This is a genomic window from Micromonospora sp. NPDC000207 (assembly GCF_040300925.1).
Classification (GTDB): Bacteria; Actinomycetota; Actinomycetes; order Mycobacteriales; family Micromonosporaceae; genus Micromonospora.
In genome coordinates this window covers 1-26,551 of the sequence record NZ_JBEPEQ010000085.1, presented here as the reverse complement: position 1 = coordinate 26,551, position 26,551 = coordinate 1, and the positions used below count along the sequence as shown (strand labels likewise).

General features: G+C 71.0%; 23 protein-coding genes and 2 tRNA genes. 16 read left to right on the top strand and 9 right to left on the bottom strand.

What is annotated here, in order from left to right:
• The coding region (locus ABT336_RS19990) for a mechanosensitive ion channel family protein (RefSeq protein WP_502891215.1) at nucleotides 1-1,064 on the bottom strand (1,064 nt) is incomplete at its 3' end.
• A 379-nt stretch (nucleotides 1,065-1,443) separates the two neighbouring features.
• Here ABT336_RS19990 and ABT336_RS19985 point away from each other — a divergent pair.
• The gene (locus ABT336_RS19985) at nucleotides 1,444-1,977 is read left to right on the top strand and encodes an HNH endonuclease (RefSeq protein WP_350898125.1); all 534 of its coding nucleotides are present in this window, start codon (nucleotides 1,444-1,446) and stop codon (nucleotides 1,975-1,977) included.
• Between the two features lie 59 nt (nucleotides 1,978-2,036).
• On the opposite strand, the gene ABT336_RS19980 is transcribed toward ABT336_RS19985, so the two are convergent.
• The 3 genes from ABT336_RS19980 to ABT336_RS19970 all read right to left on the bottom strand — a co-directional run bounded on the left by ABT336_RS19980 (nucleotide 2,037) and on the right by ABT336_RS19970 (nucleotide 3,986).
• Complete coding sequence (locus tag ABT336_RS19980; protein WP_350898124.1) at nucleotides 2,037-2,915, bottom strand: class F sortase; 879 nt, start codon at nucleotides 2,913-2,915, stop codon at nucleotides 2,037-2,039.
• 15 nt (nucleotides 2,916-2,930) lie between these two features.
• Entirely contained in the window at nucleotides 2,931-3,476 is a 546-nt protein-coding gene (locus ABT336_RS19975) for a hypothetical protein (protein WP_350898123.1), read from the bottom strand.
• Nucleotides 3,477-3,548: 72 nt separating this feature from the next.
• On the bottom strand, nucleotides 3,549-3,986 hold the full coding sequence (locus ABT336_RS19970) for an Lrp/AsnC family transcriptional regulator (RefSeq protein ID WP_350898122.1): 438 nt from the start codon (nucleotides 3,984-3,986) through the stop codon (nucleotides 3,549-3,551).
• A 156-nt stretch (nucleotides 3,987-4,142) separates the two neighbouring features.
• Here ABT336_RS19970 and ABT336_RS19965 point away from each other — a divergent pair, with 156 nt between their 5' ends.
• The 3 genes from ABT336_RS19965 (at nucleotide 4,143) to ABT336_RS19955 (ending at nucleotide 5,958) form a co-directional block, all read left to right on the top strand.
• Nucleotides 4,143-5,036: a tryptophan 2,3-dioxygenase gene (locus tag ABT336_RS19965; protein ID WP_350898127.1), complete on the top strand. Its 894-nt coding sequence runs from the start codon at nucleotides 4,143-4,145 to the stop codon at nucleotides 5,034-5,036.
• 213 nt (nucleotides 5,037-5,249) lie between these two features.
• Entirely contained in the window at nucleotides 5,250-5,558 is a 309-nt protein-coding gene (gene ctaJ / locus ABT336_RS19960) for an aa3-type cytochrome oxidase subunit CtaJ (protein WP_434741368.1), read from the top strand.
• The gene (locus ABT336_RS19955; RefSeq protein ID WP_350898121.1) at nucleotides 5,545-5,958 is read left to right on the top strand and encodes a DUF5130 family protein; all 414 of its coding nucleotides are present in this window, start codon (nucleotides 5,545-5,547) and stop codon (nucleotides 5,956-5,958) included. The genes ctaJ and ABT336_RS19955 overlap by 14 nt, the downstream gene beginning before the upstream one ends.
• 110 nt (nucleotides 5,959-6,068) lie before the next feature.
• Here the strand turns inward: ABT336_RS19955 and pepN are convergent, their stop codons facing one another.
• Nucleotides 6,069-8,624 carry an aminopeptidase N gene (gene pepN / locus ABT336_RS19950; protein WP_350898120.1) on the bottom strand — a complete coding sequence of 852 codons (2,556 nt, stop codon included), beginning with the start codon at nucleotides 8,622-8,624 and terminating at the stop codon, nucleotides 6,069-6,071.
• A gap of 234 nt (nucleotides 8,625-8,858) precedes the next feature.
• On the opposite strand from pepN, the gene ABT336_RS19945 reads away from it, so the two are divergent.
• The 3 genes from ABT336_RS19945 (at nucleotide 8,859) to ABT336_RS19935 (ending at nucleotide 11,401) form a co-directional block, all read left to right on the top strand.
• Nucleotides 8,859-9,458 (top strand): mycothiol-dependent nitroreductase Rv2466c family protein, encoded by a 600-nt coding sequence (locus ABT336_RS19945; RefSeq protein ID WP_502891214.1) that lies wholly within the window; start codon nucleotides 8,859-8,861, stop codon nucleotides 9,456-9,458.
• A gap of 181 nt (nucleotides 9,459-9,639) precedes the next feature.
• Nucleotides 9,640-10,836, top strand: coding sequence for a DUF1015 family protein (locus ABT336_RS19940; RefSeq protein WP_350898118.1), 1,197 nt, complete (start codon nucleotides 9,640-9,642; stop codon nucleotides 10,834-10,836).
• Between the two features lie 97 nt (nucleotides 10,837-10,933).
• Nucleotides 10,934-11,401: a ribose-5-phosphate isomerase gene (locus ABT336_RS19935; RefSeq protein WP_350898117.1), complete on the top strand. Its 468-nt coding sequence runs from the start codon at nucleotides 10,934-10,936 to the stop codon at nucleotides 11,399-11,401.
• Nucleotides 11,402-11,416: 15 nt separating this feature from the next.
• Here ABT336_RS19935 and ABT336_RS27570 read toward each other — a convergent pair whose 3' ends face one another.
• Nucleotides 11,417-11,863, bottom strand: coding sequence for a hypothetical protein (locus ABT336_RS27570; RefSeq protein ID WP_502891213.1), 447 nt, complete (start codon nucleotides 11,861-11,863; stop codon nucleotides 11,417-11,419).
• 246 nt (nucleotides 11,864-12,109) lie between these two features.
• Here ABT336_RS27570 and ABT336_RS19925 point away from each other — a divergent pair, with 246 nt between their 5' ends.
• Nucleotides 12,110-12,682, top strand: a complete 573-nt coding sequence (locus ABT336_RS19925; RefSeq protein WP_350898116.1) for a hypothetical protein — start codon at nucleotides 12,110-12,112, stop codon at nucleotides 12,680-12,682.
• Between the two features lie 164 nt (nucleotides 12,683-12,846).
• On the opposite strand, the gene ABT336_RS19920 is transcribed toward ABT336_RS19925, so the two are convergent.
• Nucleotides 12,847-15,603 (bottom strand): Hsp70 family protein, encoded by a 2,757-nt coding sequence (locus tag ABT336_RS19920; protein ID WP_350898115.1) that lies wholly within the window; start codon nucleotides 15,601-15,603, stop codon nucleotides 12,847-12,849.
• 295 nt (nucleotides 15,604-15,898) lie between these two features.
• Here ABT336_RS19920 and ABT336_RS19915 point away from each other — a divergent pair, with 295 nt between their 5' ends.
• The gene (locus ABT336_RS19915; RefSeq protein ID WP_350898114.1) at nucleotides 15,899-19,003 is read left to right on the top strand and encodes a M14 family metallopeptidase; all 3,105 of its coding nucleotides are present in this window, start codon (nucleotides 15,899-15,901) and stop codon (nucleotides 19,001-19,003) included.
• Nucleotides 19,004-19,244: 241 nt separating this feature from the next.
• Nucleotides 19,245-19,703: a hypothetical protein gene (locus tag ABT336_RS19910; protein WP_350898113.1), complete on the top strand. Its 459-nt coding sequence runs from the start codon at nucleotides 19,245-19,247 to the stop codon at nucleotides 19,701-19,703.
• A gap of 217 nt (nucleotides 19,704-19,920) precedes the next feature.
• Here ABT336_RS19910 and ABT336_RS19905 read toward each other — a convergent pair.
• Nucleotides 19,921-19,994, bottom strand: a tRNA-Gly gene (locus ABT336_RS19905).
• Nucleotides 19,995-20,296: 302 nt separating this feature from the next.
• On the opposite strand from ABT336_RS19905, the gene ABT336_RS19900 reads away from it, so the two are divergent.
• From ABT336_RS19900 to ABT336_RS19875, 6 genes are all read left to right on the top strand, one after another.
• Nucleotides 20,297-20,370: transfer RNA gene (locus ABT336_RS19900), tRNA-Pro, on the top strand.
• A gap of 157 nt (nucleotides 20,371-20,527) precedes the next feature.
• Nucleotides 20,528-21,874 carry a trigger factor gene (tig, locus tag ABT336_RS19895; protein ID WP_350898112.1) on the top strand — a complete coding sequence of 449 codons (1,347 nt, stop codon included), beginning with the start codon at nucleotides 20,528-20,530 and terminating at the stop codon, nucleotides 21,872-21,874.
• A 172-nt stretch (nucleotides 21,875-22,046) separates the two neighbouring features.
• Entirely contained in the window at nucleotides 22,047-22,688 is a 642-nt protein-coding gene (locus ABT336_RS19890; protein WP_350898111.1) for an ATP-dependent Clp protease proteolytic subunit, read from the top strand.
• 14 nt (nucleotides 22,689-22,702) lie between these two features.
• Nucleotides 22,703-23,365: an ATP-dependent Clp protease proteolytic subunit gene (locus tag ABT336_RS19885; protein ID WP_350898110.1), complete on the top strand. Its 663-nt coding sequence runs from the start codon at nucleotides 22,703-22,705 to the stop codon at nucleotides 23,363-23,365.
• Nucleotides 23,366-23,577: 212 nt separating this feature from the next.
• Entirely contained in the window at nucleotides 23,578-24,876 is a 1,299-nt protein-coding gene (gene clpX, locus ABT336_RS19880; protein ID WP_350898109.1) for an ATP-dependent Clp protease ATP-binding subunit ClpX, read from the top strand.
• A gap of 41 nt (nucleotides 24,877-24,917) precedes the next feature.
• Nucleotides 24,918-25,715 (top strand): carbon-nitrogen hydrolase family protein, encoded by a 798-nt coding sequence (locus ABT336_RS19875; RefSeq protein WP_350898108.1) that lies wholly within the window; start codon nucleotides 24,918-24,920, stop codon nucleotides 25,713-25,715.
• Nucleotides 25,716-25,778: 63 nt separating this feature from the next.
• On the opposite strand, the gene ABT336_RS19870 is transcribed toward ABT336_RS19875, so the two are convergent.
• Nucleotides 25,779-26,000, bottom strand: coding sequence for a hypothetical protein (locus ABT336_RS19870; RefSeq protein ID WP_350898107.1), 222 nt, complete (start codon nucleotides 25,998-26,000; stop codon nucleotides 25,779-25,781).
• Between the last annotated feature and the right edge of the window lie 551 nt (nucleotides 26,001-26,551).

Below are 26,551 nucleotides of genomic sequence, written 5' to 3'. Positions count from 1 at the left end.
GTGCCGGAAGTCGTGCCGGTGCCGGGGGGCGTGCCACCTCGGGTGGCGGGGGCGCTGCCGGGGCGGATCGCCGTCTCCGCGGCGCTGCCGGGGCGGACCGCGGCCTCGACTCCGTTGCCGGTGGGCAGGCCGGGGAAGAAACGGGCCGCGGCGATCTTGGCGGTGATCCCCGAGTTCTCCAACGCCTCGGCCAGTCGTCGGCGCAGCTCCCGGGCGACCTTGAACTGGCCGTCGGCCGTCGTCTTGACAGTGGTACGGATGACCGCCCCGTCCACTGTCATCTGCTCCACCCCGAGCACCTCGGGGGCCTCGACGATCTCCGGGGCGAGGTCGGGGTCGACCGCCACCGACGCCGCCGCCGTCCGCATCACCGCTGCGGCCTCCTCCGTACCGGCGAACCCGATGGGCAGGTCGACGACGACCATCGCCCACCCCTGGCTCTTGTTGCCGACCCGGATGATCTCGCCGTTACGGATGTACCAGAGCACCCCCCGGGCGTCGCGCACTGTGGTGACCCGTAGTCCGACCGCCTCCACGGTCCCGGTGGCCTCCCCCAGGTCGACGTTGTCGCCGACGCCGTACTGGTCCTCGATCAGCATGAACAGACCGGCGATCAGGTCCTTGACCAGGCTCTGCGCACCGAATCCCAACGCCACCCCGGCGATCCCGGCGCTGGCCAGCAGCGGTGCCAGGTCGAAGCTGAACTCCTTGAGCACCATCAGCAACGCGATGCCGAAGATGAACGCCGTCGCGAAACTGCGCAGCACCGACCCGATCGCCTGGGCGCGCTGTCGGCGGCGTTCCGGGATGAACTCGGTCGGATCGGCGCCGGCTGTGGGGATCCGCTCGCTCAACGGCCGCAGCAGGGTCGGCATGGAGGTGTCGGCGGTGGTCCGGACCAGCCTGTTGATCGCCCGGGCCAGCAGGAACCGCAGGACCACTGCCACCAGGACGATCAGGGTGATCCGCAGGGGCTTGAGCAGGATCCAGTAGCTGCCCTCGGCGAACCAGCTGGAGTCGGTGGCCTCGAACACCGCCTTGCAGAGCGCGTCGTCGAGGCAGATCCCGGAGGGCTGGCTCTCCTGCGGATCCGGCTCCGAAGAAGCAGAGGGGACGGGAGAGGGGGAGGGGATGGTGGCCCGGCCACCGATCGTACGAATGACGGTAGTCACTGTGACTTCGTACCGCACGGGTCGACGCCGCCGTCGCCGACCCGCCCGTGGTGTGACCCCGCAAACGGACGGAACAGGCCATCTTGCCACGGCCGGGGGACCCCCCGGCGGGGGCCACCCGATTAGTACGTGCAATCCCGGTTCCGATCAGGGACGATTGCGCTGACGGACGTCGGTGAACCCACCCACGTCGCCCGTGGTCCCGCCCTGCGCGGACGCCCGGTCGACGCCGTGGACGAGGTGGGGCTGACCGGACCGGGAGGGTGAACAGATGCCTGACATACGACCCACAGCCGGGTCCGGTGTGCTGGTCCTCAACGCCACCTACGAGCCCCTGTGTGTCGTGTCCGTGCGTCGGGCCGCGATCCTCGTCCTCTCCGCGAAGGCGGTCTGTGTGGCCGACGGGGAGGGCATCCTGCACAGCGCCCGCAACGCGTTGCCGGTTCCCTCGGTGGTCCGGCTCAACCGGTTCGTCCGGGTGCCGTACCGCACCCACGTCGGGCTCTCCCGCCGGGGGATCTTCGCCCGGGACGGCTGGCGGTGCGCGTACTGCCGGGGACCTGCCGAGACGATCGACCACGTCTTCCCGCGCAGCCGGGGTGGTCGGCACGCCTGGGAGAACGTGGTGGCCGCCTGCGCCCGGTGCAACCACACGAAGGGCGACCGGACCCCGGCCGAGCTGGGTTGGCGACTGCACTGCGTGCCGTCGGCCCCGAAGGGTACGGCGTGGCGGGTGCTCGGGCACCGGGCACCCGATCCACGGTGGGCCGGCTGGCTCGACCTGCGCGAGCCCGAGGCCGCGTGAGACGTCCCGGGGAGACCGGGGCACCTCAGCCGTGCGGCACCCCCGGTGACCGGGGCACCTCAGCGGTGCGCGTCGACCAGGGACGCGAACACCACGACGTTGTCGGCGTAGCCAGTCGCACCGCCGACCCAGCGTCCTCCGCAGGTGACGAGTCGCAGGTGGGGGCGGCTGAAGTCACCGAAGACCTGGTCGGCGGGGAAGCGGTCCTTGTCGAACCGGTCCACCGACTCGACCTCGAAGACCGCCACCGCCCCGTCCTCCCGCGACACCTGCACCCGGTCCCCCTCGTCCAACTCCTTGAGCCTGTGGAAGACCGCCGGTCCGGTGCTGGTGTCCACGTGGCCGACGATGACCGCCGGTCCGTCCTGGCCCGGGGTGGGGCCCTGGTCGTACCAGCCGCCCTCCTGGGCCCGTGCCGAGTCCGGCACCCCGATGGTGCCGTCGGCGGCGATGCCGACCGGGTGCACCGGGGCGTCGACCGAGATGGTCGGGATGCTGATGCTCGTCGGCGGGCTCGCCGCCAGCACCGGATGGTCCCGGGGTGGTGGGCGCAGGCCTGCGGTGAGCCGGTCGGGCAACATGCTCACGCCGGTGACCCACTCCACGCCGAGCATGGTCACGATCAGCATCATCACGGCGGCCACCACCAGCACGGGTGCCCCGGGTCCGGAGCGCCCGGCGAACCGGGGCGTACGCCGTACCGTGGTCGCCCGCCGGGTGACCGCTGTCAGCAGCTGCCCCTCGGTCGGCGACCCGTACGTCGTGACGCTCGCGGCGAAGGCGTGCCCGGCGGCCCGGCGTACCCGCCCGCTCACCCGGCGGACGACCCGGGCCACCCCCCGCCCCGCCGCCCGAAGCCGTCTGCCGTCGGTCCGTCGCCCGGGTCGCCCCGGTCTCCGGTTGTCGGGACGCCGCCGGGGCGTCGGTGAGCCGGCCATCGCCTGTCACCGGCTTCAGGCGCCGGTACCGGGACGCCGTCGACCGATCAGGCCGAGCCCGGCCACCACGGCCAGCGCGGCGATCCCGCCGACGATCAGGACCGAACCGGTGCCCCGCCCCTCGGCCGTACCGCCGCCCCCGGTCGCCGGGCCCTTGCTGGGCTGGGCCATGTTCAGCACCGTGAGCATGGTCTGGGCGGTCTTGCCGTCACGGCAGCGCAGGTCGACCGGGTAGTCACCGGCCTGTTGGTTGCTCGGGACGTCGGTGGTCCCGGTCAGGAAGCCGTTGTTGTCCGGCCGGAGGGTGACCTTGCCGTCGAAGGCGTCGGAGTGTGCCTCGGCCGACTGTTTGTTGTCGTTGTCGCAGCTGGCCCGGATGGTCACCCGGTTACCGGCCTGGACGCTGTTCGGCGTCACCTCGATGAACGTGTTCTCGCCGGCCCGGGCCGAACCGGCTCCGACCAGGACGAACACGCCGACCAGGACCAGCGTCCCGATCGCGGTGAGTACGGTGGACAAGGCGGCGAGCACCCGGCTGCCGTTCGGTCGTGGACCCCGCATGATCCTCCCTCCCGGCACCGGCGCACCGGTTCCTGCTGGGGCGACCCGGCGGCTTTCCCCCTGCTGCGGCGGCTAACCCAATCGGGTGACCGGATGCCAGTCCAGCGGCGTGGAGAGCACCATCGTGCTGGCGGGCTGCCCGAACGGGGCGAGACGGTCGATGAGCCCCTCGAACGCCCCGATCGACGCGGCGGCGACCTTGAGCACGCTGCACGCGTCCCCGGTGACCCGGTGGATCTCCCGGATCTCCGGCCACTGCGGGACGTCGGGGTCGTGCAGGATGCACCGGGGGCCGTCACAGGACATCCGGATCAGCGCGACCACCGCCCCACCGGCCCGGGTGAGGTCCACGTGGGCGTGGTAGCCGGTGATCACCCCGGACTCCTCCAGGCGACGGACCCGTTGGGCGACCGCTGGCGGGGACAGGTGCACCCGGCGGGAGAGCTCGCTGAAGGACAGCCGCGCGTCGGCCTGCAGCTCACGCAGCAGTGCCCAGTCCATGTCGTCCACGGAGCCTACCTTTCGTACCGAAAACCCGTTTGGGAATTCGCTTTCGGGATGATAAGCCGCTCCCGCCCAGCGCCGTTGATCAGGCATTCCGTCAGCCGGTGCACCCGCGAGATCATGATCGTGGTGCCGACGGACCGAGGGAGACCAGCGGTGGAGATGAATCTGGGCGACCCCGACCAGCGGCCGGCGGTACGCCCGCTCACCGGCCGGCAGCGCACGGCTCGGGCGGTACGCAACGGCGGTGAGCCCACCCTTGAGTTCGCCGAGCGGGTGCCCTACGACACGTACACGCACGCCAGCACCCTGCACACGCTCCAACAGCCACTCAGCGACGATCCCGGTGAGATGTCCTTCCTGGTGGCCAGCCAGATCATGGAGCTCTACTTCGGGCTCACCTGCCACGAACTGCGACAGGCCCAGCAGGAACTGCGCGCCGACCGGGTCTGGGAGGCGCTCGCCCCGCTGCGCCGCGCCGCGTTGCACCTGGAGGGACTCAACGCCGTCTGGCGATCGCTGCGGTGGATGACCCCGGCGGACTTCAACCGGTTCCGTAACCTGCTCGGTGAGGGCTCCGGGTTCCAGTCGGCGATGTACCGGCGGCTGGAGTTCCTGCTCGGCCTACGTGATCCGGCGTTGATCCGCCCGTTCCACCGCCAGGGGCAGGTGTACGCCGAGCTGACTGCGGCGCTGGCCGCCCCGAGCGTCTGGGACGACGTCGTCGCACTTCTTGCCCGACACGGCCGGGACATCCCCGCCGACCTGCTCGCCCGGGACGTCACCGACGAGCACCGACCGCACGCGGCGGTCGAGGCGGCCTGGGTGGGCGTCTACTCCGACCCAGGGCCGGACAACCACCTGCGGTTGCTCGGTGAGGCGTTGACGGCGGTGGCCGAGGAGTTCGGGGACTGGCGGTGGAACCACCTCAAGGCGGTCCAGCGGACCATGGGCGCAAAGGTGGGCAGTGGCGGGTCGGCGGGGTTGGCCTGGCTGCAACGGAGCACCGCCCGGGTGGTCTTCCCGGAGCTGTGGTCGGCCCGTACCGCGATGTGATCCGCGACGACCCGCAGGTGGGAGACCAGTGGGTGGCGTCCGTTTGATCGCCTTTCGGGGGAGTCGGGGCAGAACGACACCGGTGGGGATCGCCACCCCGCAAGCTGGCAGGCCACCGACTCCGCTAACGTGAGCAGGAGCGGATCCGGGTGATCGGCGAGATCATCATCCGGCCCACCCTGAACGCAAGGTCACTCTTTCCGCCTGGGGGCGTTGGGATTGTCTGTTACCGAGACGTTGCTGGTCTTCGTCGGCATCCCGGCGGCTGCGGTGCTGGTGATCGCCGGTCTGGCGCTCGCCGGTGGTCGTGGCGGTCGTGGCGGCACCAAGCGCTACCGGCCGGGCCGGTCCTTCGACTTCACTCCGGTCTGGTTCCTGGCCCGCCCGGAGCAGCTGGCCGACTCGGCCGGCACCGCCCTGGCCGCAGGTGCCCAGGCACCCGCGCTGAGCAGCCGTAAGCAGGAGCAGGCCGGCATCGAGGCGCCGGCCGGGGGAACGGGAGGCGCAAGTGACCGTTGGTGAGAAGCAGGCCGAGGTCGAGGCGGGCAGCCCGCCCGAGGTGCTGGACGGGCCGTTCTCGACCCGGCAGCTGCTCCGCATCGACGAGGCCCTCCGCCTGGCCGACCAGGGCACCGGGCTGACCTTCTCGGTCTACGTCGGCGCCCTCGACGAGCCGGTCCGGGAGCACGCCGAACGGCTGCACCGGCAGCTCGCCGACCCCGACCTGTCGGTGCTGATCGCCGTGTCACCCAACCAGCGTCAGCTTGAGGTGGTCACCGGTCGACAGGCCCGGCGGCGCATTCCCGACACGTACACCAAGCTCGCCGCCCTCTCCATGGTGGCCGCCTTCGGCGTCGGTGACCTGGCCGGCGGCGTCATCAACGGCCTCGACCAGCTCGCCACCCACGCCGGCAGGGGCTGAGCCCGCAGGGCGCAGCGGGATCCGGCCGACCAAGCCGGTCGACCCACCTCCCACCCGATACGACGAACCGCCCGGTGCCGTGTGACACGACACCGGGCGGTTCGCTGCGTTCACGCGCTGCGGGTGTCCCGGGCGCGGGCCTGCAAGGCGCGGAGCACACCGTCGCGCCCCTCGGCGACGAGGCGACGCAGCGGGGCCGGGTGCCCTTCGCCGGCCAGCCAGGCGTCCGTGGCGGTCACCGTCTCCTCCTCGACGAGGTACGCCGGGTACGCCAACTGGGTGAACTCCTGCGCCGGTTCGCTGTCCCGGCTGGCCCACACCTGACCCACAGTGGCGAAGTACCGCTCCCGGTACGGCGCGACCAGCTCCACCTGCGCCGGGTGGGCGAAGCCCTGCAACAGCGCCCGGTTACGCCAGTTCGGCAGGGCCTGCGCGCCGGTCAGCTGCGCCCAGACGGCCGCCTTGTTCTCCGGGGTCGGCACCAGGGCGTGCGCGTACGCCGCCTCCCGCTCGCCGCTGGCGGTACGGTCCCGGGCCAGCTCCGCCTCGATCTCGGCGGCTCCGGCCGCACCGTTGGCGACCAGGGCACCCAGCACCGACCAGCGCAGTTCGGTGTCGACGGTCAGCCCCTGCGGTGCCCCGGTGCCGTCGAGCCAGCTCCGCAGCACCGACAGGTCCTCCGCCGAACGGGTCGCCGAGGCGTACGCCCGGGCCCAGGCGAGCTGGAAACCGCTGCCCGGCTCGGCGTTGGCGAGCGCCGTCTTCGCGGTACGGGCCAACTCCGCCCAACCGGTCGGCGCCCACTCCGGGTCGGCGTAGAAGACCAGAGTCGAGGCGGCCTGCCGCAGCGTCGCAGTGACCAGGTTGATGTCGGTCTCGGCGGGCAGCCCGGCGGCGACCAGTGCCACGTAGTCGCGGGCGCCCAGCTCGGCGTCGCGCACCATGTCCCAGGCGGCGGCCCAGCACAGGGCGCGGGCCAGCGAGGACTCGAAGCCGGCGATGTGCTGGACCACGGTGGCCATGGACTGCTCGTCCAGCCGCAGCTTGGCGTAGGTGAGGTCGTCGTCGTTGAGCAGCAGGACGTCGGCGGCGGGCAGGCCGTGCAGGACGGAGAGCTCCGTACGGTCCCCGGCGACGTCGACCTCGAACCGCTCCCGCCGTACCAGCCGGCCTTCGGTGAGGTCGTACAGCCCGACCCCGATCCGGTGGGTACGCAGCGTCGGGTGCTCGGCCGGTGCCTCCTGCCGCACCACCACCTGCTGGTACGTGCCGTCCGGGCCGACGGTCACCTCCGGGCGCAACGTGTTGACCTGTGCGGTCTCCAGCCACTGGGAGGCGAACTTGCGCAGCTCCCGCCCCGAGGCGGCCTCCAGCTCGGAGAGGAGGTCGTCGAAGGTGGCGTTGCCCCAGGCGTGCTTGCCGAAGTAGCTGCGCAGCCCGGCCAGGAACGGCTCGATCCCGACGTACGCCACCAGCTGCTTGAGCACGCTGGCGCCCTTGGCGTACGTGATCCCGTCGAAGTTGACCTCGACGGCCTCCAGGTCCGGCATCTCGGTGTAGACGGGGTGGGTGGAGGAGAGCTGGTCCTGCCGGTAGCCCCAGTTCTTGCGTACCGACAGGAAGGTCGTCCAGGCGTCGGTGAACCGGGTGGCGTGGGTGTTGCACCAGTGGCTGGCCCACTCGGCGAACGACTCGTTGAGCCACAGGTCGTTCCACCAGCGCATGGTGACCAGGTCACCGAACCACATGTGCGCCAGCTCGTGCAGGATCGTGTTGGCCCGCTGCTCGTACTCGAAGTCGGTGACCTGGGACCGGAAGATGTAGTGCGACTCGGCGTGCGTGACGCAGCCGAAGTTCTCCATCGCCCCGGCGTTGAAGTCCGGCACCCAGACCTGGTCGTACTTGGGCAGCGGGTAGCGGACCCCGAACTGCTCGTGGAAGAAGTCGAACCCCTGGGTGGTGACCAGGTGCAGGTCGTCGACGTCGAGGTGGGACGCCATCGTGGCCCGGCAGAAGTAGCCCAGGTCGATTCCGTCGTGGGTACGGCGCACCTCGTGGTACGGCCCGGCGCAGAGCGCGGTGATGTACGTGCTCATCCGCGCCGACTCGGCGAAGTGGACGGTCTTGGTCTGCTCGTCGGCGGGGTACTCCCGCACCACAGGCATGTTGGAGACGACCCGCCAGTGCGCCGGGACGGTGGCCTGCCAGGTGTAGACGCTCTTCAGGTCGGGTTGGTCGAAGCAGGCGTAGACCCGCTGGGCGTCGGCCGTCTCGAACTGGCTGTAGAGGTAGGTCTCGCCGTCGACCGGGTCCACCGTCCGGTGCAGGCCCTGCCCGCTGCTGGAGTACAGGAAGTCGGCCTCGACCACCAGGACGTTCTCGGCGGCCAGCCCGGTCAGGGTCAGCCCCTTCTCGGCGGACCAGTCGCCGAGGTCGACAGGGTCGCCGTTGAGCGTCGCGGAGCGTACCGACTCGGCAGCGACCTCGATGAAGGTGCTCGCCCCGGGTTCGGTGCACCGGAACCGGACCTCGGTGACCGAGCGGAAGGTCCGGCCCTCCGCCAGCACCGCGGTCGACAGGTCCAGCCTGATGTCGTAGCCCGTGACGTCGAGCAGGCGGGCCCGCTCGACGGCCTCGACCTGGGTCAGGTTGCGAACTCCCGGCACTCTCGTTTCTCCATCCCGTTATGCCGTACGGCGCGGCGGCCCGGTCAGCCGTCCGTTCGTGACGGTCAGCCCGAACCGAGTCTTGCATGTACGGACCTCTTGTGGTGGCCTAGCTCACGCTCTCATTCCGCTGCCTGTCGATGGGCCTCGGGGTGAAGATCGGGGCAGGGCCCCAGGAGCTGGGATCCCCCGTCTCGAAGGGAGTCGGCCGTGGCTGAACGCGCTGCCGTGGACATGTGGTTCGACCCGATCTGCCCGTGGGCCTGGATCACCTCCCGCTGGTTGTTGGAGGTCGAGCAGGTACGGGACGTGGACGTCAGGTTCCACGTGATGAGTCTGTCGGTGCTCAACGAGGGACGTGACGTTCCCGAGCAGTACCGCACGCTGCTGGACCGGGGATGGGGGCCGGTGCGGGTCTGCATCGCCGTCGAGCAGGGTCACGGCGGGGACGCGGTCCGGGCCTTCTACACGGCGCTCGGCACCCGGATCCACCTGGGCCGGGTCGAGTTGGGGCCGCAGTTGTACGCCGACGCGCTGACCGACGTCGGCCTGGACCCGGCGCTTGCCGACGCCGCCACCTCCACCGGACACGACGAGGCCCTGCGGGCCAGCCACGAGGCCGGGATGCGCCCGGTCGGCACCGACGTGGGGACCCCCGTGGTGCACGCCCCCGGCCCGGACGGCCGGCCGGTGGCCTTCTTCGGCCCGGTGATCACCCCGGCTCCCAAGGGTGAGGCGGCCGGCCGGCTGTGGGACGGGGTCCTGCTGGTGGCCGGGACGCCCGGCTTCTTCGAACTCAAGCGGTCGCGCGACGTCGATCCCATCTTCGACTGATCGTCGCCGAGGGCCCCGGCCGACGGGCAAAGTGTGAGAAGGGTTCCCTTCTGCGCCCCGAACGTCGACCCGGGGCCCTTTCGTGCCCCGGGCGTACCCGGGTTCACCTGGTCGTTCATCTGATGGACCGGGGGCGGGGTGGCCGTCGGGGGCGGACCCGACGCCGGTAGCGTCTGCGGACATGACGGTCGTGCATCCGATCGCCCGGGCCTGGATCACCACTGGCGGCACCGGCGCGCAGAACTATGACGAGTTCGCCGACGACGCGGAGATCACCGCGATCATCGAGGCCAATCCGCACAGTGCCCTCGGCATCGAGATGCCGCACAGGGCGCCGCAGAGCCTGGGCACGTCGTTCCTGGACGCGCTGCCAGCGGCGGTGTCCCGACTGGCCGAGGCGAAGGCCGACGGCAGCTACACCCCCGCCGAGCAGGTGGTGGTGCTGTACCGGATCAGTGCCCCGGGGGAGGAGACGGCCTACGGGCTCTTCGCCACTGTCGACACCGACCAGATCTCCACCAGCGCCGACGAGCCGGGCCTGGTCATCCGCAACGAGGACGTGTTCATCGCCAAGGTCCGGGAGCGGGTGGCGCTCGCCGAGGCGCTGGGACACCTCCTCTCGCCGGTACTGCTGTTGCAGACCGGGCGGGGTGACGAGTTGCACACCGCCCTGGAGCAGGCCACCGACCAGGCGGGGGCGCCCGCCGCGACCGACACCGACCAGGCAGGTCGGACCCACGCCATCTGGCTGGTCGGTCCCGGCCCACGGCAGGACGAGCTGACCGCGTTGGCCGGCGGCGGCGAACTGGTGGTCGCCGACGGCAACCACCGGAGCCTGGCCGCGCAGACCGGCGGCCTGTCCCGTTTCCTGGCCGTGGTGACCACCCCGCGTTCGGTGGCGATCCAGCCGTACAACCGTCTGGTGAGCGAGCTGACCACCAGCCCCGCCGAGCTGCTCGACCGGCTGCGGTCGGCCGGTGCCACGGTCACCCCGGTCACCGGTCCGCTGGCGGTTCCGGCGGCCGGCGGCACCGTCCACCTCCGCCTCCCCGACCAGGCGTACGCCGTCACCCTGCCGCACGTCGGCTCCGGTCGCCTGGACAACCTGGACCACGCCCTGGTGGAGCGGCTGATCCTGCGCGACGCACTCGGCCTGGACCCGGGTGACAAGCGGATCACCTACGTCGGCGGCGACTACCCGGCCGACTGGCTCACCGGCGAGGTGGAGGCGGGCCGCGCGGAGCTGGCGATCCTGATCGCGCCGGTGACCGTCGACGACTTCGTCGCGGTGAACCTGGCCCGGGAGAAGATGCCGCGCAAGAGCACCTGGTTCACGCCGAAGGCGCGCGGCGGGCTGGTCGTCGCCGAGTCCGTCTGAGCCGTCCGGTGCGACCGGGGTCGTCCCCGGTCGCACCCCACGGGAGAGGTGCGGCCCGGGCGGCGTCGGCGCGTCCGGGCCTGAAAGACTTGACGGTATGCGCGTCTACCTGGGATCCGATCACGCCGGCTACGAACTGAAGGTGCACCTGGCCAGCCACCTGGCCACGCAGGGCTACGAGGTGGTCGACGTCGGCCCGCACGCCTTCGACCCCGAGGACGACTACCCGGCGTTCTGCCTGCACACCGGGGACCGGGTGGTGGCCGACCAGGGCAGCCTCGGTGTGGTCATCGGCGGTTCGGGCAACGGCGAGCAGATCGCCGCGAACAAGGTCGCCGGGGTACGCGCCGCCCTGGCCTGGAACGTCGACACCGCCCAGCTCGCCCGGCAGCACAACGACGCCAACCTGGTGGCGGTCGGTGCCCGCCAGCACACCCTGGACGAGGCGACCGCCCTGGTCGAGGCGTTCCTGGCCACGCCGTTCTCCGGCAACGAGCGGCACGCCCGCCGGATCACCCAGGTCGCCGAGTACGAGCAGTCCCGCAAGCTGCCCGACCTGCCCTGACCGGTAGCGCCCCGGTCAGCGCGGCGACCGGGGCAGGTCCTCCCGGGGCACCCAGTTGCGTCGGACGACCACCACCTGCTCCTCGGCCCGGGCGAGGTCCTCGGCGCTCGGCCGGGCCGCGTCCCGGGCCCGCAGGGCGGCACTGAGCCCGACCTGTGAGGAGCCCGACCCGACCAGGCCCCGCAGTCCCCGGTCGCCGTCCCGGTCCTCGCCGCCGCGTCGACCCCGGGGCGGTTCCCCGTCGTGCACCCGATTCGTCGTCGTGCTCGACCCGCCCCGGCCGGTGGTCTCGCTGTCGGTCCGACGGGCGGTGACGGACCCGGCTCGCCGGGCGGTGTCGGACTCGGTCCGGCGGGAGGTCTCGGGGTCCGTCCGACGGAAGGTGTCGGACTCGGTCCGGCGGGTCGCCTCGGGGTCGGGATGGTGCCGCTGCCGCCGTCGGCGCCGCTCCACGTCACTCATCAACCGACAGTACCGCCCGGCGGCCGCAACGTGGTCCCCGCTGCGCGGGGTCCGTCGCCGCCCGCTGGACGGTCGGAAGGCGCGCTCGCCGCACGACCGGAAAACGCCCGCTGCACGGTCGGGAGGCGGCTGGGAGGCGTCCGCTGTGCGGCGGGGGTGTGCCGGTCGGCGGGGGATGTGGCCGATGGCTACCCTCGGATACAGACGGCGGTCGTCGACCGACGTCGGGCATGGGGAGGATTCGAGATGGCAGACCAGACACAGCCGTGGGCCGAGCGAACCGTCGAGGTGCCGCCGCAGCCGGGTGTCGGGATTCCGCCGCAGCCGGGTGGAGAGCTCCCCCCGCAGGGAGAGCCGTTCCGTCGGGGTGTCGCCTCCGTGGGGCGGCCCCGCGCCCCGCGTACCGAGTCCTTCCCCACCGTCGAGCACGAACCCAGTGGCACCGGCTGGCCGGGCGCCAGCCAGGAGCCCCGGCGGCCGTTGAGCTGGCACGTCGAGCAGTTGAGGATCGGCGGAGAGTACAGCGCCGCCGCCGCCCTGTTCGCCTTCGTCTGCTGGGGCATCTGGGCACTGTCCGGCGGTGGCAACCTCACCGGCCCGTTCCTCACCTTCCTGATGAGTCTGCTGGTGGCGGCGGGTCTGTTCGGTCTGTCCCGACTCCTGGGCCGGGTCGTCCTGGAGCGGCAGCTCGGCCGGATCCGGCGCAGCGCCAAGGGTGCCCACGCGGCGACGGCGGTGTTCCTCGTCGGCCTGGGGATCGCCTACCTCCAGCAGACCGCCTGGGTCATCTCCGTCTGGAACTGGCTTACCGGCTTCTGAGCACCACCCCACGCACTCGCGGGCGGGTCGGCTCGCCGCCGCCCGCCCGCGTGTCCGGTCGCGTCCGCGACCGTGGTCGTCCCCCGTCAGATCGGCCACCGTATACCCGACCGGCCGCGGTTCATCCGCCCCGTACGAGGGTTCCCGCGCCGCCGGTGTCTCAGCTACCCGGCGAAGCGGTGCAGGACGAACTCCTGCCTCGCCCCGCAGGCGATCGTGGTGTCGTTCCACGAGCAGGATCCCGAACGTACGCCGGTGAGCAGGCCCAACTCCGTGACCCCACCGGAGCGGGCCCAGACCCCGGCGACGCTGGAGTCGGACTCGAACGATCCCAACTGCTTGGCGAAGACCAGCAGGTTTCCCGCGTCGAGGCGGACCCCCACCCCGCCCCTGTCGGTCAGCAGCGCCCGCCCCTGCGGGTCGAACAGGGTCACCGACTCCTGCGGTGAGGTGCGGGAGGCGAGCAGGTGCTCGCCGAGGGGGAGCAGGGTGGTGGTTCCGGGAGCCGCCCAGCGTCGGGGGTCCGAACCCTCCTCGACGGCCACCACCTCGGTGGTCTCCGCGTCGTGGTCGGCCACCTCCAGCAGGCAGACCCGGTGCTCCCCGCAGGCCGTCATCGTCCGGGGTCGTCGGTTCTCGCCGGCGCTGTACAGGATCACCGGCTCGCCCAGCTTCCCGAGGTCGTACGCCTCCAGGCGGTAGCCGTTGCCGTCGGCGGCGACGTACATCCGGTCACCGGTGACCACGACGGTGTCGTCGGGCCGGGCGACGTTGGGACGGTCGCGGACCACCGACCCGTCACGTACGTCCACGACCCGGACCGACCGGTCCGCCCCCACCTGCACCAGGCGTCGTTCGTCCCCGCTCCAGAGCGCCGCCGGTCGACCGTCGGCCGACGCCGGCCCGTTGGACTCGTCGGCGGTGACCACCGGATACACCCGGGTGCGGGTGCCGCCGGAGGAGGTCCTCGGACTGTCCCGGGTCCAGACCTCACTGCCGTCGCGTAGGTCCAGCCCGACCAGACGGTCGGCGCTGCGGTCGACGAGCACCGCCCGGTCGGAACCCAGGAGCACCTCGTCCTCCCGTTGCAGTGACCGCTCCCACCTGTGTTCTCCGGTACGGGCGTCCAACACCAGGACGGTCCGGGGGTCGGTGGTGTCGGCGAAGACGGCGACCACCCCCGAGGTGGCCTCGATCCGGTTCCACCGGGCCGTCGCTGCCGTCTCCCGGTCCCACACCTGGTCGCCGGTGTCCGCGTCGACGGCGACCACCCGCAGCCGGCCGTCCGGCAGCGTGTACGCCAGGTACGACCGGTCGGCGAGGACGGCGGTGAGCATCGTCGTCGGTCGTTGCTCCCCGGTGGTGATCCGCCCCACCGGTTCGAAGGCACGGAACTCCAGGTCGGGATGGGGTTCCCGGGTCAGCAGGAGCACCACCGCCGCGCCGACCACACCGGCGAGGGCCACCAGGGCCGCGGCGGTGGTCCAGAGGGCCCGTCGCGGGGCACCGGGGCCCGGTGGGGGACCGGCCGGTGGTCCGACGGCGGGCTGGTACGGGGCGTACGTGGGCCCCCCGGGGCCGACGAGTGTCGGGGCGGGGGGCAGGTGACCGGTGGGGGCCGGAGAGGCCGGTGCGGTCGGTGCGGTCGGCGCGGGGGAGGACGGAGGGGACGGCGACCAGGCGGCCGTCGGTGGCGGAGGGGACGGCGACCAGTCCGGTGTCGGGGGCGGGGTGGGCGGCGACCAGGCGGGTGCCGGAACCGGGCCGGCGGCGGCCGGTACGCCCCGAGGCGTCGGCAGGTCGGTCAACGCGCCCTCGGCGACCGGTAGCTCCGGCTGGTCCAGGACGGTGGGGGCGATCCCCAACCCGGCGTGCAGCAGCCGCGCCACCAGCGGGACCCGGGACGCGCCGCCGACCAGGAAGAGCCCGCCCAGCCCGGCCGGGGTGAGCCCGGCGTCCCCGATCACCTGCCGGGTGACGGCGACCGCCCGGTCGGCCAGCGGGGCGGCGACCCGGTCCAGGTCGTCGCGGGTGAGCACTACCACCTCCTCCCGCCCCGGTACGGCCACCGGTGCGGTGATGGCCCGCGACAGCATCTCCTTGGCGCCACGGACCTGTTCCCAGAGCTGGATCCGGTCCCGCCGCTCGCCTGTGGACCGGGGTTCGGTGAGCCGACCCCAGAGCGCCGGATCGGCCCCGGCCACCCGTTCCCCGACGACGGCGACCAGGGCGGCGTCGAGGTCGAGGCCACCGAAGTCGGCTCCGCCGGTGGCGAGCACCGTGAACCCGGAGTCGCCCCACGGGTCCGCCCCGTCGTTGCGGACCACAGTGACGTCCAACGTGCCGCCGCCGAGGTCGAAGACGGCGATCGAGGAGCCCACCGGCACCGGTCGACGCAGGACCCGGGTGTAGTAGCGGGCCGCCGCGACCGGCTCCCGCAGCAGCCGGGTGCCGTCCGGGATCGGCCCGGAGAGGGTGTGCTCTGCCGCCGAGGGCCACCCGGCGCGCAGCAGCGCGTCGGCCAGCACCTGACGTCGGGCGTCGTCCCAGGTCGCGGGGCAGGTCACCACTGCCGGGGGAAGGAAACCGACAGCCTCGACGGCGGCGGTGGCCACTGCGGCGAGGACTGCGGCGAACAGTTCGGCCGGGGCGTACTCCCGGTCTCCGAGCCGTACGGCGGGCTCGTCGACGTGGCGCTTGGGGTTCGGCTCGTACCGGTCGGGATCGGCCTGGGCCAGCCGGCGGGCGTCCCGGCCGACGTGCAGCCGTCCGTCGGGGTCGGCGTACACCCCGGAGGGCATGATCGGTTCCCCCTCGACCAGCAGCGGCCGGGTCCGCCCGTCCGGGTGCCGCAGCACTGCCACGGTGTTTGACGTGCCGAGGTCGACGCCGAGGGCGTAGCCGTCCCGCCGTCCTGTCATCCGTCGCCACCTCCGCCGAACCGATCTCCGGCCCCGCATCGTACGCAGCCCGTGCCGCCGGGCCGGACGCGCTGGTCAGCGGTGGGAGCGGTGGTCGGAGGAGAGCCCCGGGCGGAGGACCTTGCGTACCGTGGAGATCACTGTGGGTGGCCGTTCGTCGGAGTCGCGTGACCTCCGCACGGCCGTCGACGGTGCGCCGTCGGGTCGACGATAGCTGGACATCAAGGCATTGACATGCATGGCGGACGTGGAAGGCTCGCGAACAGTGATCGGTCCTTCCACGACAGGGGGCGCGATGAGGCGCACACGGCTGGCGATCGCCAGTGTGTTCACATTGGTCGGGGCAGTGGTGTTGACAGCACCGGCGACCGCGAAGCCACCGTCCGGCCCGCAGGCCCAGGACGGTCTGGAGGTGTACGTCGGGACGGTCGACCCGGCCCAGCTGGCGACGCTGCGTGCCACCGGGGTCGACCTGGGCCACGGCGAGCAGGCCACCGACCCCTCCGGGCGGACCCGGGTCGAGGCGGTGCTGAGTCGGCGGCAGGCCGAGCGGCTCAAGGCCCAGGGCGTCACGCTCGACGTCAAGAAGGTCGGGGGCAAGGCCGCCTCGCAGGCCCTGCGGGACCAGGCGGCGCAGGGGTGGACGGCGTTCCGGCCGTACAGCGCCCCGGGGGGAATCCGGGACGAGTTGACGGCCACCGCCGCCCGGTTCCCGAAGCTCACCAAGGTGGAGACGATCGGCCGGTCGGTGCAGGGCAAGCCGATCCTCGCCGTGAAGGTCACCCGGGACGCCCTGACGACCCCTGACGGCCAGAAGCCCGCCGTCCTCTACGCGGGCACCCAGCACGCCCGGGAGTGGATCACCCCGGAGATGACCCGCCGGCTGATGCACCACGTCCTCGACAACTACGGCAAGGACCAGGAGATCACCCGGCTGGTCAACAGCACCGAGCTGTGGTTCCTCCCGGTGATCAACCCGGACGGGTACGACCACACCTTCACCCCCGGCAACCGCCTGTGGCGCAAGAACCTGCGGGACAACGACGGCGACGGTCAGATCACCTCGGTCGACGGCGTGGACCTCAACCGCAACTTCGACTTCAAGTGGGGTTACGACAACGAGGGCTCGTCCCCGAACCCGGCCAGCGAGACCTACCGGGGGGCCGCCCCCAACTCGGAGCCGGAGACCAAGGCTTTGGACCGACTCTTCAAACGGGTCAGGTTCGAATACCTGCTGAACTACCATTCGGCCGCGCAACTGCTCCTGTACGGCCTCGGCTGGCAGGTCAGCACCCCCACCCCGGACGACGTCATCTACGAGGCGCTGGCCGGTGACGACGCGAACCCTGCGGTTCCCGGATACGACCCGGACCTCTCCGCCGAGCTGTACACCACGAACGGGGACACCGACTCGTACGCCACTGTCAGGTACGGCACCCTCGGGTTCACCCCGGAGATGTCGACCTGCACGGCGGCGGCCGAGTCCGACCCGGACGACCAGTGGCACCCCGAGGACTGCGTCTCCGACTTCATCTTCCCCGACGACGAGAAGCTGATCGCCGCCGAGGTGGCGAAGAACCTCCCGTTCGCGCTGGCCGTGGCGAAGTCGGCGAAGAAGCCGGACGAGCCGGTCTCAGTGGTCGGGCGTACCACCCCGGACTTCGTCGTCGACTCCTTCGACACCTCGTACGGCCGTACCCAGGAGGTCGCGGCGATCACCCGGCGGTCCCTGAAGAACGTCAAGCTCCACTACGTCGTCAACGGCGGCCGACCCAAGTCCGTCGACGTCGCCCCGTGGCGCGGCGGCGAACGGTACGGCGACACCCACAACGACTACTACGCCGAGATGCGCGGCACCGTGACCGGCACCAAGCCGGGCGACCGGGTCGAGGTGTGGTTCTCCGGCCGCAAGGCGGGCACCGGAGTGGTGGGCAGCGAACGCTTCACCTACCGGGTGCACGACGACGTCGGCGGCGACGTCCTGGTCCTGGCGGTGGAGGACGTCACCGGGCTCAGCCCCGCCCAGACCGGGACCTCCGCCAGGTACGCCGACGAGATGGTCGCCGCCCTCACCGCCGCCGGGCACACCAGCGACGTGTACGACTTCGACGCCGCCGGCCGGAAGGCCCCCCACCACCTCGGGGTGCTCTCGCACTACGACACGGTGCTCTGGGAGACCGGAGACGACGTCATCCTCCGGTCACCCGGTCAGGTGGCCGGAACCGCGGCCCGGGCCGCCCTGGAGACCGAGCTGAACGTCAGGGACTACCTCAACGAGGGCGGCAAGCTCCTGCTCAGCGGCAAGTACGCCCTCTACGCCCAGTCCGCCAACGGGCTGTACGGGTACCAGCCGAACGGGCCGCAGGAGTGCACCGACGCCGACGACCCCACCTGCCTACCGCTGTTCAACGACTTCCAGCAGTACTACCTGGGCGCCCACACGTACGTCAGCGACGGCGGAACCTCACCGGAGGGCGACCCGTACCCGGTCGCCGGTCGGTCCGGGGCCTTCGAAGGGTTCTCCGGCTCACTCAACGCGCCCGGTTCGGCGCAGAACCAGGACCACACCGCCTCCTTCCTGACCACCAGCACCTTCCTCCCACCGGACCAGTTCCCGCAGTTCACCAGCTCCGCGCCGGTGGGGTGGAGCCGTCCGGGCGGGGCGCCGTTCGACCCGCGCACCGGGGACTGGTACCTCTACAGCGGTCAGGCCGACGAGGCGTACAAGCGGCTGACCCGGACCGTCGACCTCACCTCGGCGACCAGCGCCCAGCTGAAGTTCTGGACCTCGTACGAGATCGAGACGGACTGGGACTTCATGATCGTCGAGGCCCACGAGGTGGGCTCCGACACCTGGACCACCCTGCCGGACGCCGGGGGACGGACCACCACCGCGACCGGGGAGAGCTGCCAGTCCGGTTGGGTCGACCAACTCCACCCGTTCCTCGGCCACTACCAGGGGGCGGACTGCTCGCCGACCGGCACCACCGGTCAGTGGCACGCCGCCACCGGGTCGTCCAACGGGTGGCAGGAGTTCACAGTCGACCTGTCGGCGTACGCCGGCAAGCAGGTGGAGGTCTCCATCTCCTCGGTCTCCGACTGGGCCACCCAGGGGCTGGGGATCTTCCTCGACGACGCCCGGGTGATCGTCGACGGGCAGACGGTGACCGAGACCTCGTTCGAGTCCGACGACCTGGGCGGCTGGCAGGTGGCCGGACCCCCGGCGGGTTCCGCCCCGAACGGCAACGACTGGTCCCGCAGCCAGCAGGCCTTCGAGGAGGGTTCCGTGGTGGTCACCGAGGACACCGTCTTCCTCGGGTTCGGGCTGGAGGGGCTGCCCCCGGCCGCCCGGGACGACCTGGTGGCCCGCTCCCTGGCCCACCTGTCCGGGCAGGACTGACAGCTCGTAGACCGGGAACGGGGGCGTACGGATCTTCCGTACGCCCCCGTTCGTCGTTCGGGTCGCCAGTGGAGTCGGGGCGTGCGGATCTCCGCGTGCCCCGTCCGTCGGTGGGTCGGACGGCACATCGTTGAATCGATGTTCATCGAATGGCAGACTGTGTTCCACGCAGCCCGACAGTCGGCGCCGTCCCCCTCGCCGCCGGGCCGTCGCAGTGCCATCCCACCCCTCGGAGGTACGGATGCTCCGCACCATCGGGGCGGCCCTCGCCGCCACCCTCGCCCTGACCGGCATCGTCGCCGGCCCCGGCCCGACCGCCCTCGGATCGCCCGCCCCCGGATCGATCGTCCTTGGATCGGTCGCCGCACCCCCGACTCCGCCGGTCGCCTGTCCACCGGCGTTGCCGATCACCGGCATGGTCACGGCGACCACCGCCACCAGCGTGACGGTCCGGTACTCGATGCTGCTCACCCCGCCCTGCGGCTACGACCCGCCGATCCGGGTCACCCTCTACACTAGTCGGCAGGACGCCCAGCAGCGCAACGCCCCGGTGACCTCCGCCGTCTCCGGCCCGCAGCGCTACGGCGACGTCACAGTCGACGGCCTCACCCCGGCCACCGAGTACTGGTACCGGTTCAGTGACGCGCACGGCACCTGGGACCCGTACATCATCGGCGGCCCCGCCCGCACCACGCCCTGACACCGCCCCTCCCCCCTCCCGCCCCGAGCCGCCGGCGGTGACCAAGGGGTTTGCGTCAGACGAGCAGGCCTCCTCGACGCAAACCCCTTGGTCGACAATTCCGACATCCGCCTGTGCGGAGCCGGTACTGGCACGCGAATGGCACGCAGGATCAAAGTGGGCTGAAACGAGAGCGGCCCAGGTCGGCGAACACGTCGCTGACCTGGGCCGGAACTGCTGGAGCGGGCGACGAGAATCGAACTCGCACCGTCAGTTTGGAAGACTGAAGCTCTGCCATTGAGCTACGCCCGCGTACGCCCCGATGCCTCGGGGTGCGACGACAGCCTACCCGGTCCGGGCGGCGGGCGTGCAGGCAGATTCCGGTCGCGTCGGTGCGTACCCGGCCCGGGGCTCACCCGACGTGCCCGGACGGCGGCGGTGCGGCGGTTCGGCCTGGTCGGTTCGTGCCCGAACGGGGTGGGGGTGCGGGCGGCGTACCACGGGATTCGTCGGACCGGGCGGTCGGCGGTCGGCGGCCGGCGACGGGCGGTGGTGGGTCGGGGGCCGCCCCGGGGCCCCGGGCGGGCGCGGACGGCATAGACTGCACGTCGCCACGGGGTGTGGCGCAGCTTGGTAGCGCACTCGCTTTGGGAGCGAGGGGCCGTGGGTTCAAATCCCGCCACCCCGACTGTCGTCCGCGGGCCGTCTCCGGGCGGTCTCGCCGGGCGCTGCCGGAGCGTCGGGCCGGCTCGCCTACACTCGGTGGGCTGCATCATGTCGTCGCGCCCGGTAGTGAGCCGCGCGACGCCCAGACCCGAACCGAGATCCGTTCAAGGAGTACGCCTGTGAAGAGCACCGTCGAGACTCTGAGCCCGACGCGCGTGCGGCTCGCCATCGAGGTGCCGTTCGTCGAGCTCGAGCCGAGCCTCAAGAAGGCGTACCGGGAAATCGGCCAGCAGGTCCAGGTGCCCGGTTTCCGGCGGGGCAAGATCCCGGCCGCCGTGATCGACCAGCGGGTGGGCCGAGGCGCCGTGCTCAACGAGGCGGTCCAGGAGGCCATCCCGCAGAACATCCTCGCCGCGGTGCGGGAGCACGACCTGAAGACGCTGGGTCGCCCTGAGGTCGAGATCACCGAGTTCAACGACGGTGACTCGCTCAACTTCACCGCCGAGGTCGACGTCCGCCCCGAGCTGACGCTGCCGGACCCGTCCACCATCGAGGTCACCGTCGACGAGCTCCAGATCGACGACAGCGAGATCGACGAGCAGGTCAAGAGCCTGCGGGAGCGGTTCGCCACGCTGAAGACCGTCGAGCGGGCCGCCGCCGAGGGTGACTACGTCCAGATCGACCTGAACGCCACAGTGGACGGCGCTGACGTGCCGGGTGGCTCGGCGAGCAACATCTCCCACGAGGTGGGCAGCAAGCAGCTCCTGCCGGGCCTGGACGAGGCGCTCGTCGGCCTGTCCGCCGGTGACTCCACCACCTTCACCACGCAGCTCGTCGGCGGCGACTTCGCCGGCCGGGACGCCGACGTGGCGGTGACCGTCCGGACGGTCAAGGAGAAGGAGCTGCCCGAGCTGGACGACGACTTCGCCCAGATGGCCAGCGAGTTCGACACGATCGACGAGCTTCGCGCCGACCTGCGGGAGAAGGTCACCCGGGGTAAGCGGGTCGAGCAGATCTACGCCGCCCGGGACAAGGCCCTGGAGCAGATCGTCGAGGCCGCCGACGTGCCGGCCCCGGAGGGAATCGTGCGCGAGGAGGTCGAGAGCCGTAAGCAGGCCATGATCGACCAGCTCGAGCGGATCGGCGCCTCCATGACGGAGTACCTCGCCGCCGAGGAGAAGACCGAAGAGGAGATCGACGCCGAGCTGACCGAGTCGGCCACCCAGGGCGTCAAGATCCAGCTGGTGCTGGACACCCTGGCCGACGCCGAGGACGTCCAGGTCTCCGACGACGAGTTCGGCCACGAGATCGTGCACCGGGCCCAGCGTGCCGGGATGGCCCCGCAGCAGTACTACGACCAGCTGGCCCGGTCCGGCGCGGCCGGTGCGGTCTTCGGCGACGTCCGCCGGGGCAAGGCGCTGGCCGCCGTCATGGAGCGGGTGAAGATCAAGGACGCGGCGGGCAACGAGGTCTCCCTGGACGCCCTGCGTGCCGAGGGCGAGCAGGAGCACGACCACCAGCACTGACCGTCGGGCACGGCCGCCGTCCGTCGCTTGCGGCGTGCGGCGGCCGAAACCCGTTTTCCGGGTACGCACCCGGCGCGCGTGCGCTGAGAGCGAACAGTGCCCCGACCGGGACGCTGCCACCCGGTACAGCGGTTAGTGTCGGGTACGACGGTACGGAGAGCGAAGGGCTGCCATGACCGACATGCACATCCCGAAGAAGTCGCGCCAGGCGATCGAAGCCCGCGGCGGCGACTCGATTGGCAACCTCGACGACTCGGTCTACAACCGGTTGCTCAAGGAACGGATCATTTTCCTGGGCAGCGAGGTGAACGACCAGGTCGCCAACCGCATCTGCGCGCAGCTGCTGCTGCTCGCGGCGGAGGACCCGGACCGGGACATCTTCCTCTGGATCAACTCGCCGGGCGGTTCGGTCTACTCCGGCATGGCGATCTACGACACCATGCAGTACATCGACAACGACGTGTCGACCGTGGCGATGGGCATGGCCGCCTCGATGGGGCAGCTGCTGCTCTGCGCGGGCACCAAGGGCAAGCGGTACGCCCTCCCGCACGCGCGGATCATGATGCACCAGCCCTCCGGCGGGATGGGCGGTACCGCCTCCGACATCGCCATCCAGGCCGAGCAGATGCTCTACACGAAGCGGATGTTCCAGGAGCGGGTGGCCCACCACACCGGCCAGGACCAGGCCCAGATCGAGGCGGACTCGGACCGTGACCGCTGGTTCACCGCCCGGGAGGCCATGGAGTACGGCTTCATCGACAAGGTGATCACCGGAGCCGCACAGGTTCCGGAAGGCGCCGGGACCCTGAGCTGATCGAGGAGCTGACGATGACCGACCTGAGCCTGCCGCCCCAGTTCGCGGCCGTGCACAACCGCTACATCCTCCCGTCGTTCGTCGAGCGCACGTCGTATGGGGTCAAGGAGTCCAACCCGTACAACAAGCTCTTCGAGGACCGGATTATCTTCCTCGGTGTCCAGGTCGACGACGCGTCGGCCAACGACGTCATGGCGCAGCTGCTGACGCTCGAGGGCACCGACCCGGACCGCGACATCATCATGTACATCAACTCGCCCGGCGGTTCCTTCACCGCCATGACGGCGATCTACGACACCATGCAGTACGTCCGGCCGGACATCTCCACCGTCTGCCTGGGACAGGCGGCCTCGGCCGCCGCCGTGCTGCTGGCGGCGGGCACCCCGGGCAAGCGGATGGCCCTGCCGAACTCGCGGATCATCATCCACCAGCCGGCCACCGAGGGCGGCTACGGCCAGGGCTCGGACATCGAGATCCAGGCGCGGGAGATCCTGCGGATGCGGACCCAGCTCGAGGACATGCTGAGCCGGCACTGCAACCGCCCGATCGAGAAGGTCCGCAAGGACATCGACCGGGACAAGATCATGACGGCGGAGGAGTCCCGCGAGTACGGGCTGGTCGACACCATCCTGACCAGCCGCAAGAAGGGTCTGCTGGCGGCCAACGCGGCCAGCTGAGCATCATGGGATCAGAGGTCGGCTGGGGTCACGCGTGCCCGGCCGACCTCTGACACACCCGTTTTGGGGGTCGGAGAAACCCTCCCCACCGGGTAACGTCGGTCCCGTACCCCTTCGGAGGGTCGGACCGGCAGGGTCAGCCAGGGACGACGGACCGTAGGGTCCGCAGGTCAGGGCCGGGGCTCCGGCCGATGAGTGCAGGGAGAACGTAGGTGGCACGGATCGGTGACGGTGGCGACCTACTGAAGTGCTCCTTCTGTGGCAAGTCGCAGAAGCAGGTCAAGAAGCTCATTGCGGGCCCCGGGGTCTACATCTGTGACGAGTGCATCGATCTCTGCAACGAGATCATCGAGGAGGAGCTGGCCGAGTCCGGCGAGGTGAAGTGGGAAGAGCTTCCCAAGCCGATGGAGATCTGCCAGTTCCTCGACAACTACGTCGTCGGTCAGGACCAGGCCAAGAAGGCGCTCGCCGTAGCGGTCTACAACCACTACAAGCGGATCCAGGCCGAGTCGGCCAGCGCTCCGGGGTCTCCGGGCCACGAGGGCGTCGAGGTGGCCAAGTCCAACATCCTCCTGCTCGGCCCCACGGGCTGCGGTAAGACCCACCTGGCCCAGACCCTCGCCCGGATGCTCAACGTCCCGTTCGCCATCGCCGACGCCACCGCGCTGACCGAGGCCGGGTACGTCGGCGAGGACGTGGAGAACATCCTCCTCAAGCTGATCCAGGCCGCCGACTACGACATCAAGCGGGCCGAGACCGGCATCATCTACATCGACGAGGTCGACAAGATCGCCCGCAAGTCGGAGAACCCCTCGATCACCCGGGACGTCTCCGGTGAGGGAGTGCAGCAGGCGCTGCTGAAGATGCTGGAGGGGACTGTCGCCAACGTCCCGCCGCAGGGCGGACGCAAGCACCCCCACCAGGAGTTCATCCAGATCGACACCACCAACGTGCTGTTCATCTGCGGTGGGGCCTTCGCCGGGCTCGACCAGATCATCGAGGCCCGGACCGGGCACGGCGGCACCGGGTTCGGTGCGCGGCTGCGGGCGGTCTCCGAGCGGTCCACCGACGACATCTTCAGCCAGGTCATGCCGGAGGACATGCTCAAGTTCGGGCTGATCCCGGAGTTCATCGGCCGACTCCCGGTGATCACCAACGTGCGCAGCCTGGACCGTGGTGCCCTGGTGGCGATCCTCACCGAGCCGCGCAACGCCCTGGTCAAGCAGTACCAACGCCTGCTGGAGCTCGACGGCGTGGAGCTGGAGTTCGAGGCTCCGGCGTTGGAGGCCATCGCCGACCAGGCGATGCTGCGCGGCACCGGTGCCCGGGGACTCCGGGCGATCATGGAAGAGGTCCTCCTCTCCGTGATGTACGAGGTGCCGAGCAACCCCGACGCGGCCCGGGTTCTGATCACCCGGGAGGCGGTCCTGGAGAACGTCAACCCGACGATCGTCCCGAGGGAGTTCACCGGGCGGCGTGCCCGCCGGGAGCGCGAGGAGAAGTCGGCCTGAGGCGGTTTCCGGATCGGGGCGGTGGCCGTAGGGTGAGCCACATGCGCGTCGCCGTCTGCCAGCTCAACGCCGGCACCGACCGGGCGGCGAACCTCGCCGCCGCAGAGCGGCTGCTGACCCGGGTCGCCGAGGCCGGTGCCGATCTGGCGGTCCTGCCGGAGTACGTGGACTACCTGGGACCCGGGGCCGGTCTTCCCACCCCTGAGCCCGTCGACGGCGAGTTCGGCAGCTTCTTCGCCGATCTGGCCGCCCGGCTGGGCATCTGGGTGATCGCGGGATCGTTCCACGAGCTCGGTCCGGACCCCGAGCGGACGTACAACACCTCGCTGGTCTTCGACCGTTCCGGTGCTCTCGCCGCCAGCTACCGCAAGATCCATCTGTACGACGTCGAGATCCCCGGCCGGGTCTCGTACCGGGAGTCGGCCACTGTGGCGCCGGGGGAGCAGCCCGTCGTGGTGACGGTCGAGGGGGTCCGGGTCGGCCTCTCGATCTGTTACGACCTGCGCTTCCCGGAGCTGTACCGACGACTGGCGACCGAGGGTGAGGCCCACCTCCTGGTGGTGCCGGCCGCGTTCATGCTGCACACGGGGCGGGACCACTGGGAGGTCCTGTTGCGTGCCAGGGCGATCGAGAACCAGTGCTTCGTGGCTGCCGCCGGTCAGACCGGCGACCACGAACCGGGACGGACGTGTTTCGGGCGGAGCATGGTCGTCGACCCGTGGGGAACCGTCCTCGGGCAGGTGCCCGACGGATACGGGTCGGTAGTGGTCGATCTGGACCTCGACCGGCTGGAGTCCATCCGCGCCGAGCTGCCCAGCCTGGCGAACCGCCGGCTCTGACCGGTCCGGCCGAGAGCCGTCCTGGTAACCGGGGTCTCGTGGGACCCGGCCCCGCCGTCGGCGTCACCCCTGGAAGAGGACTCCGATCACTGCCAGGCAGGCGATGGCACCGGCGGTGACCAGCAGGGCGGTGGTCATCCGGGAAGGGCCCCGACGGGCCAGCCGACCGATCGAGGCGATCACGGCGAGCAGGACGAACGCGCCGATGACCACCTGCCAGAAGGGCAGGAGCAGGTTCATGACCGCCTCCCCGGCGAGCACCGTCGTCCGACCCACGTCATCCATGACGAACACTCTGGCACGCCGGCCCGCTGTGCAGGGCGATCAGGCATCCTCGTGCTTCCTCCGGGGGCGTGATCCCGTCGGGTTGACGCAGTGATGAACGCTGATTTGCCTTCTGCGGGCCGTACGCGTAACTTTCTCTCTGCAAGCGGGAGGCCGGACAAACCGGCCGAAAGCAAGCGCCAGGCTCGGGGCGGAGACGCCGACCGAGGCTGGCACCGGGCGGTGCGAAACACTCCGGAAGTTCGGGGTTGCGATCGCGAGGCCGACCGGGTAGGGTTTCGAAGCCGGCAGGGGCCAGGCGGAGCACCGCGAAGCGGTGGTCAGCCAGCCAGCCGACTTACCACGGTAGAGACGAACGCTGAGTACGGCGAGCGTCAAACGTGGATCCGAACCAGCGAAGCTGATTCTTCTTAGTGAAGTTGACGCGCCATGCCGGTTCACATAGCTTTGAACGGTTGCCCCGGGTTCGGGTTCCACGGTGTGGGGTTCGGGTTTGGTGTGTGGTTGTTCTTTGAGAACTCAACAGGGTGCTTGATAAGCCAGTGCCAATT

Excerpts from the sequence above, each read along its gene's own strand:
- ABT336_RS19985 (WP_350898125.1), top strand. The coding sequence starts at position 1,444 with ATGCCTGACATACGACCCACAGCCGGGTCCGGTGTGCTGGTCCTCAAC.
- ABT336_RS19980 (WP_350898124.1), bottom strand. The coding sequence starts at position 2,915 with ATGGCCGGCTCACCGACGCCCCGGCGGCGTCCCGACAACCGGAGACCG.
- ABT336_RS19975 (WP_350898123.1), bottom strand. The coding sequence starts at position 3,476 with ATGCGGGGTCCACGACCGAACGGCAGCCGGGTGCTCGCCGCCTTGTCC.
- ABT336_RS19965 (WP_350898127.1), top strand. The coding sequence starts at position 4,143 with ATGAATCTGGGCGACCCCGACCAGCGGCCGGCGGTACGCCCGCTCACC.
- ABT336_RS19945 (WP_502891214.1), top strand. The coding sequence starts at position 8,859 with ATGTGGTTCGACCCGATCTGCCCGTGGGCCTGGATCACCTCCCGCTGG.
- ABT336_RS19940 (WP_350898118.1), top strand. The coding sequence starts at position 9,640 with ATGACGGTCGTGCATCCGATCGCCCGGGCCTGGATCACCACTGGCGGC.
- ABT336_RS19935 (WP_350898117.1), top strand. The coding sequence starts at position 10,934 with ATGCGCGTCTACCTGGGATCCGATCACGCCGGCTACGAACTGAAGGTG.
- ABT336_RS27570 (WP_502891213.1), bottom strand. The coding sequence starts at position 11,863 with ATGAGTGACGTGGAGCGGCGCCGACGGCGGCAGCGGCACCATCCCGAC.
- ABT336_RS19925 (WP_350898116.1), top strand. The coding sequence starts at position 12,110 with ATGGCAGACCAGACACAGCCGTGGGCCGAGCGAACCGTCGAGGTGCCG.
- ABT336_RS19920 (WP_350898115.1), bottom strand. The coding sequence starts at position 15,603 with ATGACAGGACGGCGGGACGGCTACGCCCTCGGCGTCGACCTCGGCACG.
- ABT336_RS19915 (WP_350898114.1), top strand. The coding sequence starts at position 15,899 with ATGAGGCGCACACGGCTGGCGATCGCCAGTGTGTTCACATTGGTCGGG.
- ABT336_RS19910 (WP_350898113.1), top strand. The coding sequence starts at position 19,245 with ATGCTCCGCACCATCGGGGCGGCCCTCGCCGCCACCCTCGCCCTGACC.
- ABT336_RS19890 (WP_350898111.1), top strand. The coding sequence starts at position 22,047 with ATGACCGACATGCACATCCCGAAGAAGTCGCGCCAGGCGATCGAAGCC.
- ABT336_RS19885 (WP_350898110.1), top strand. The coding sequence starts at position 22,703 with ATGACCGACCTGAGCCTGCCGCCCCAGTTCGCGGCCGTGCACAACCGC.
- ABT336_RS19875 (WP_350898108.1), top strand. The coding sequence starts at position 24,918 with ATGCGCGTCGCCGTCTGCCAGCTCAACGCCGGCACCGACCGGGCGGCG.
- ABT336_RS19870 (WP_350898107.1), bottom strand. The coding sequence starts at position 26,000 with ATGGATGACGTGGGTCGGACGACGGTGCTCGCCGGGGAGGCGGTCATG.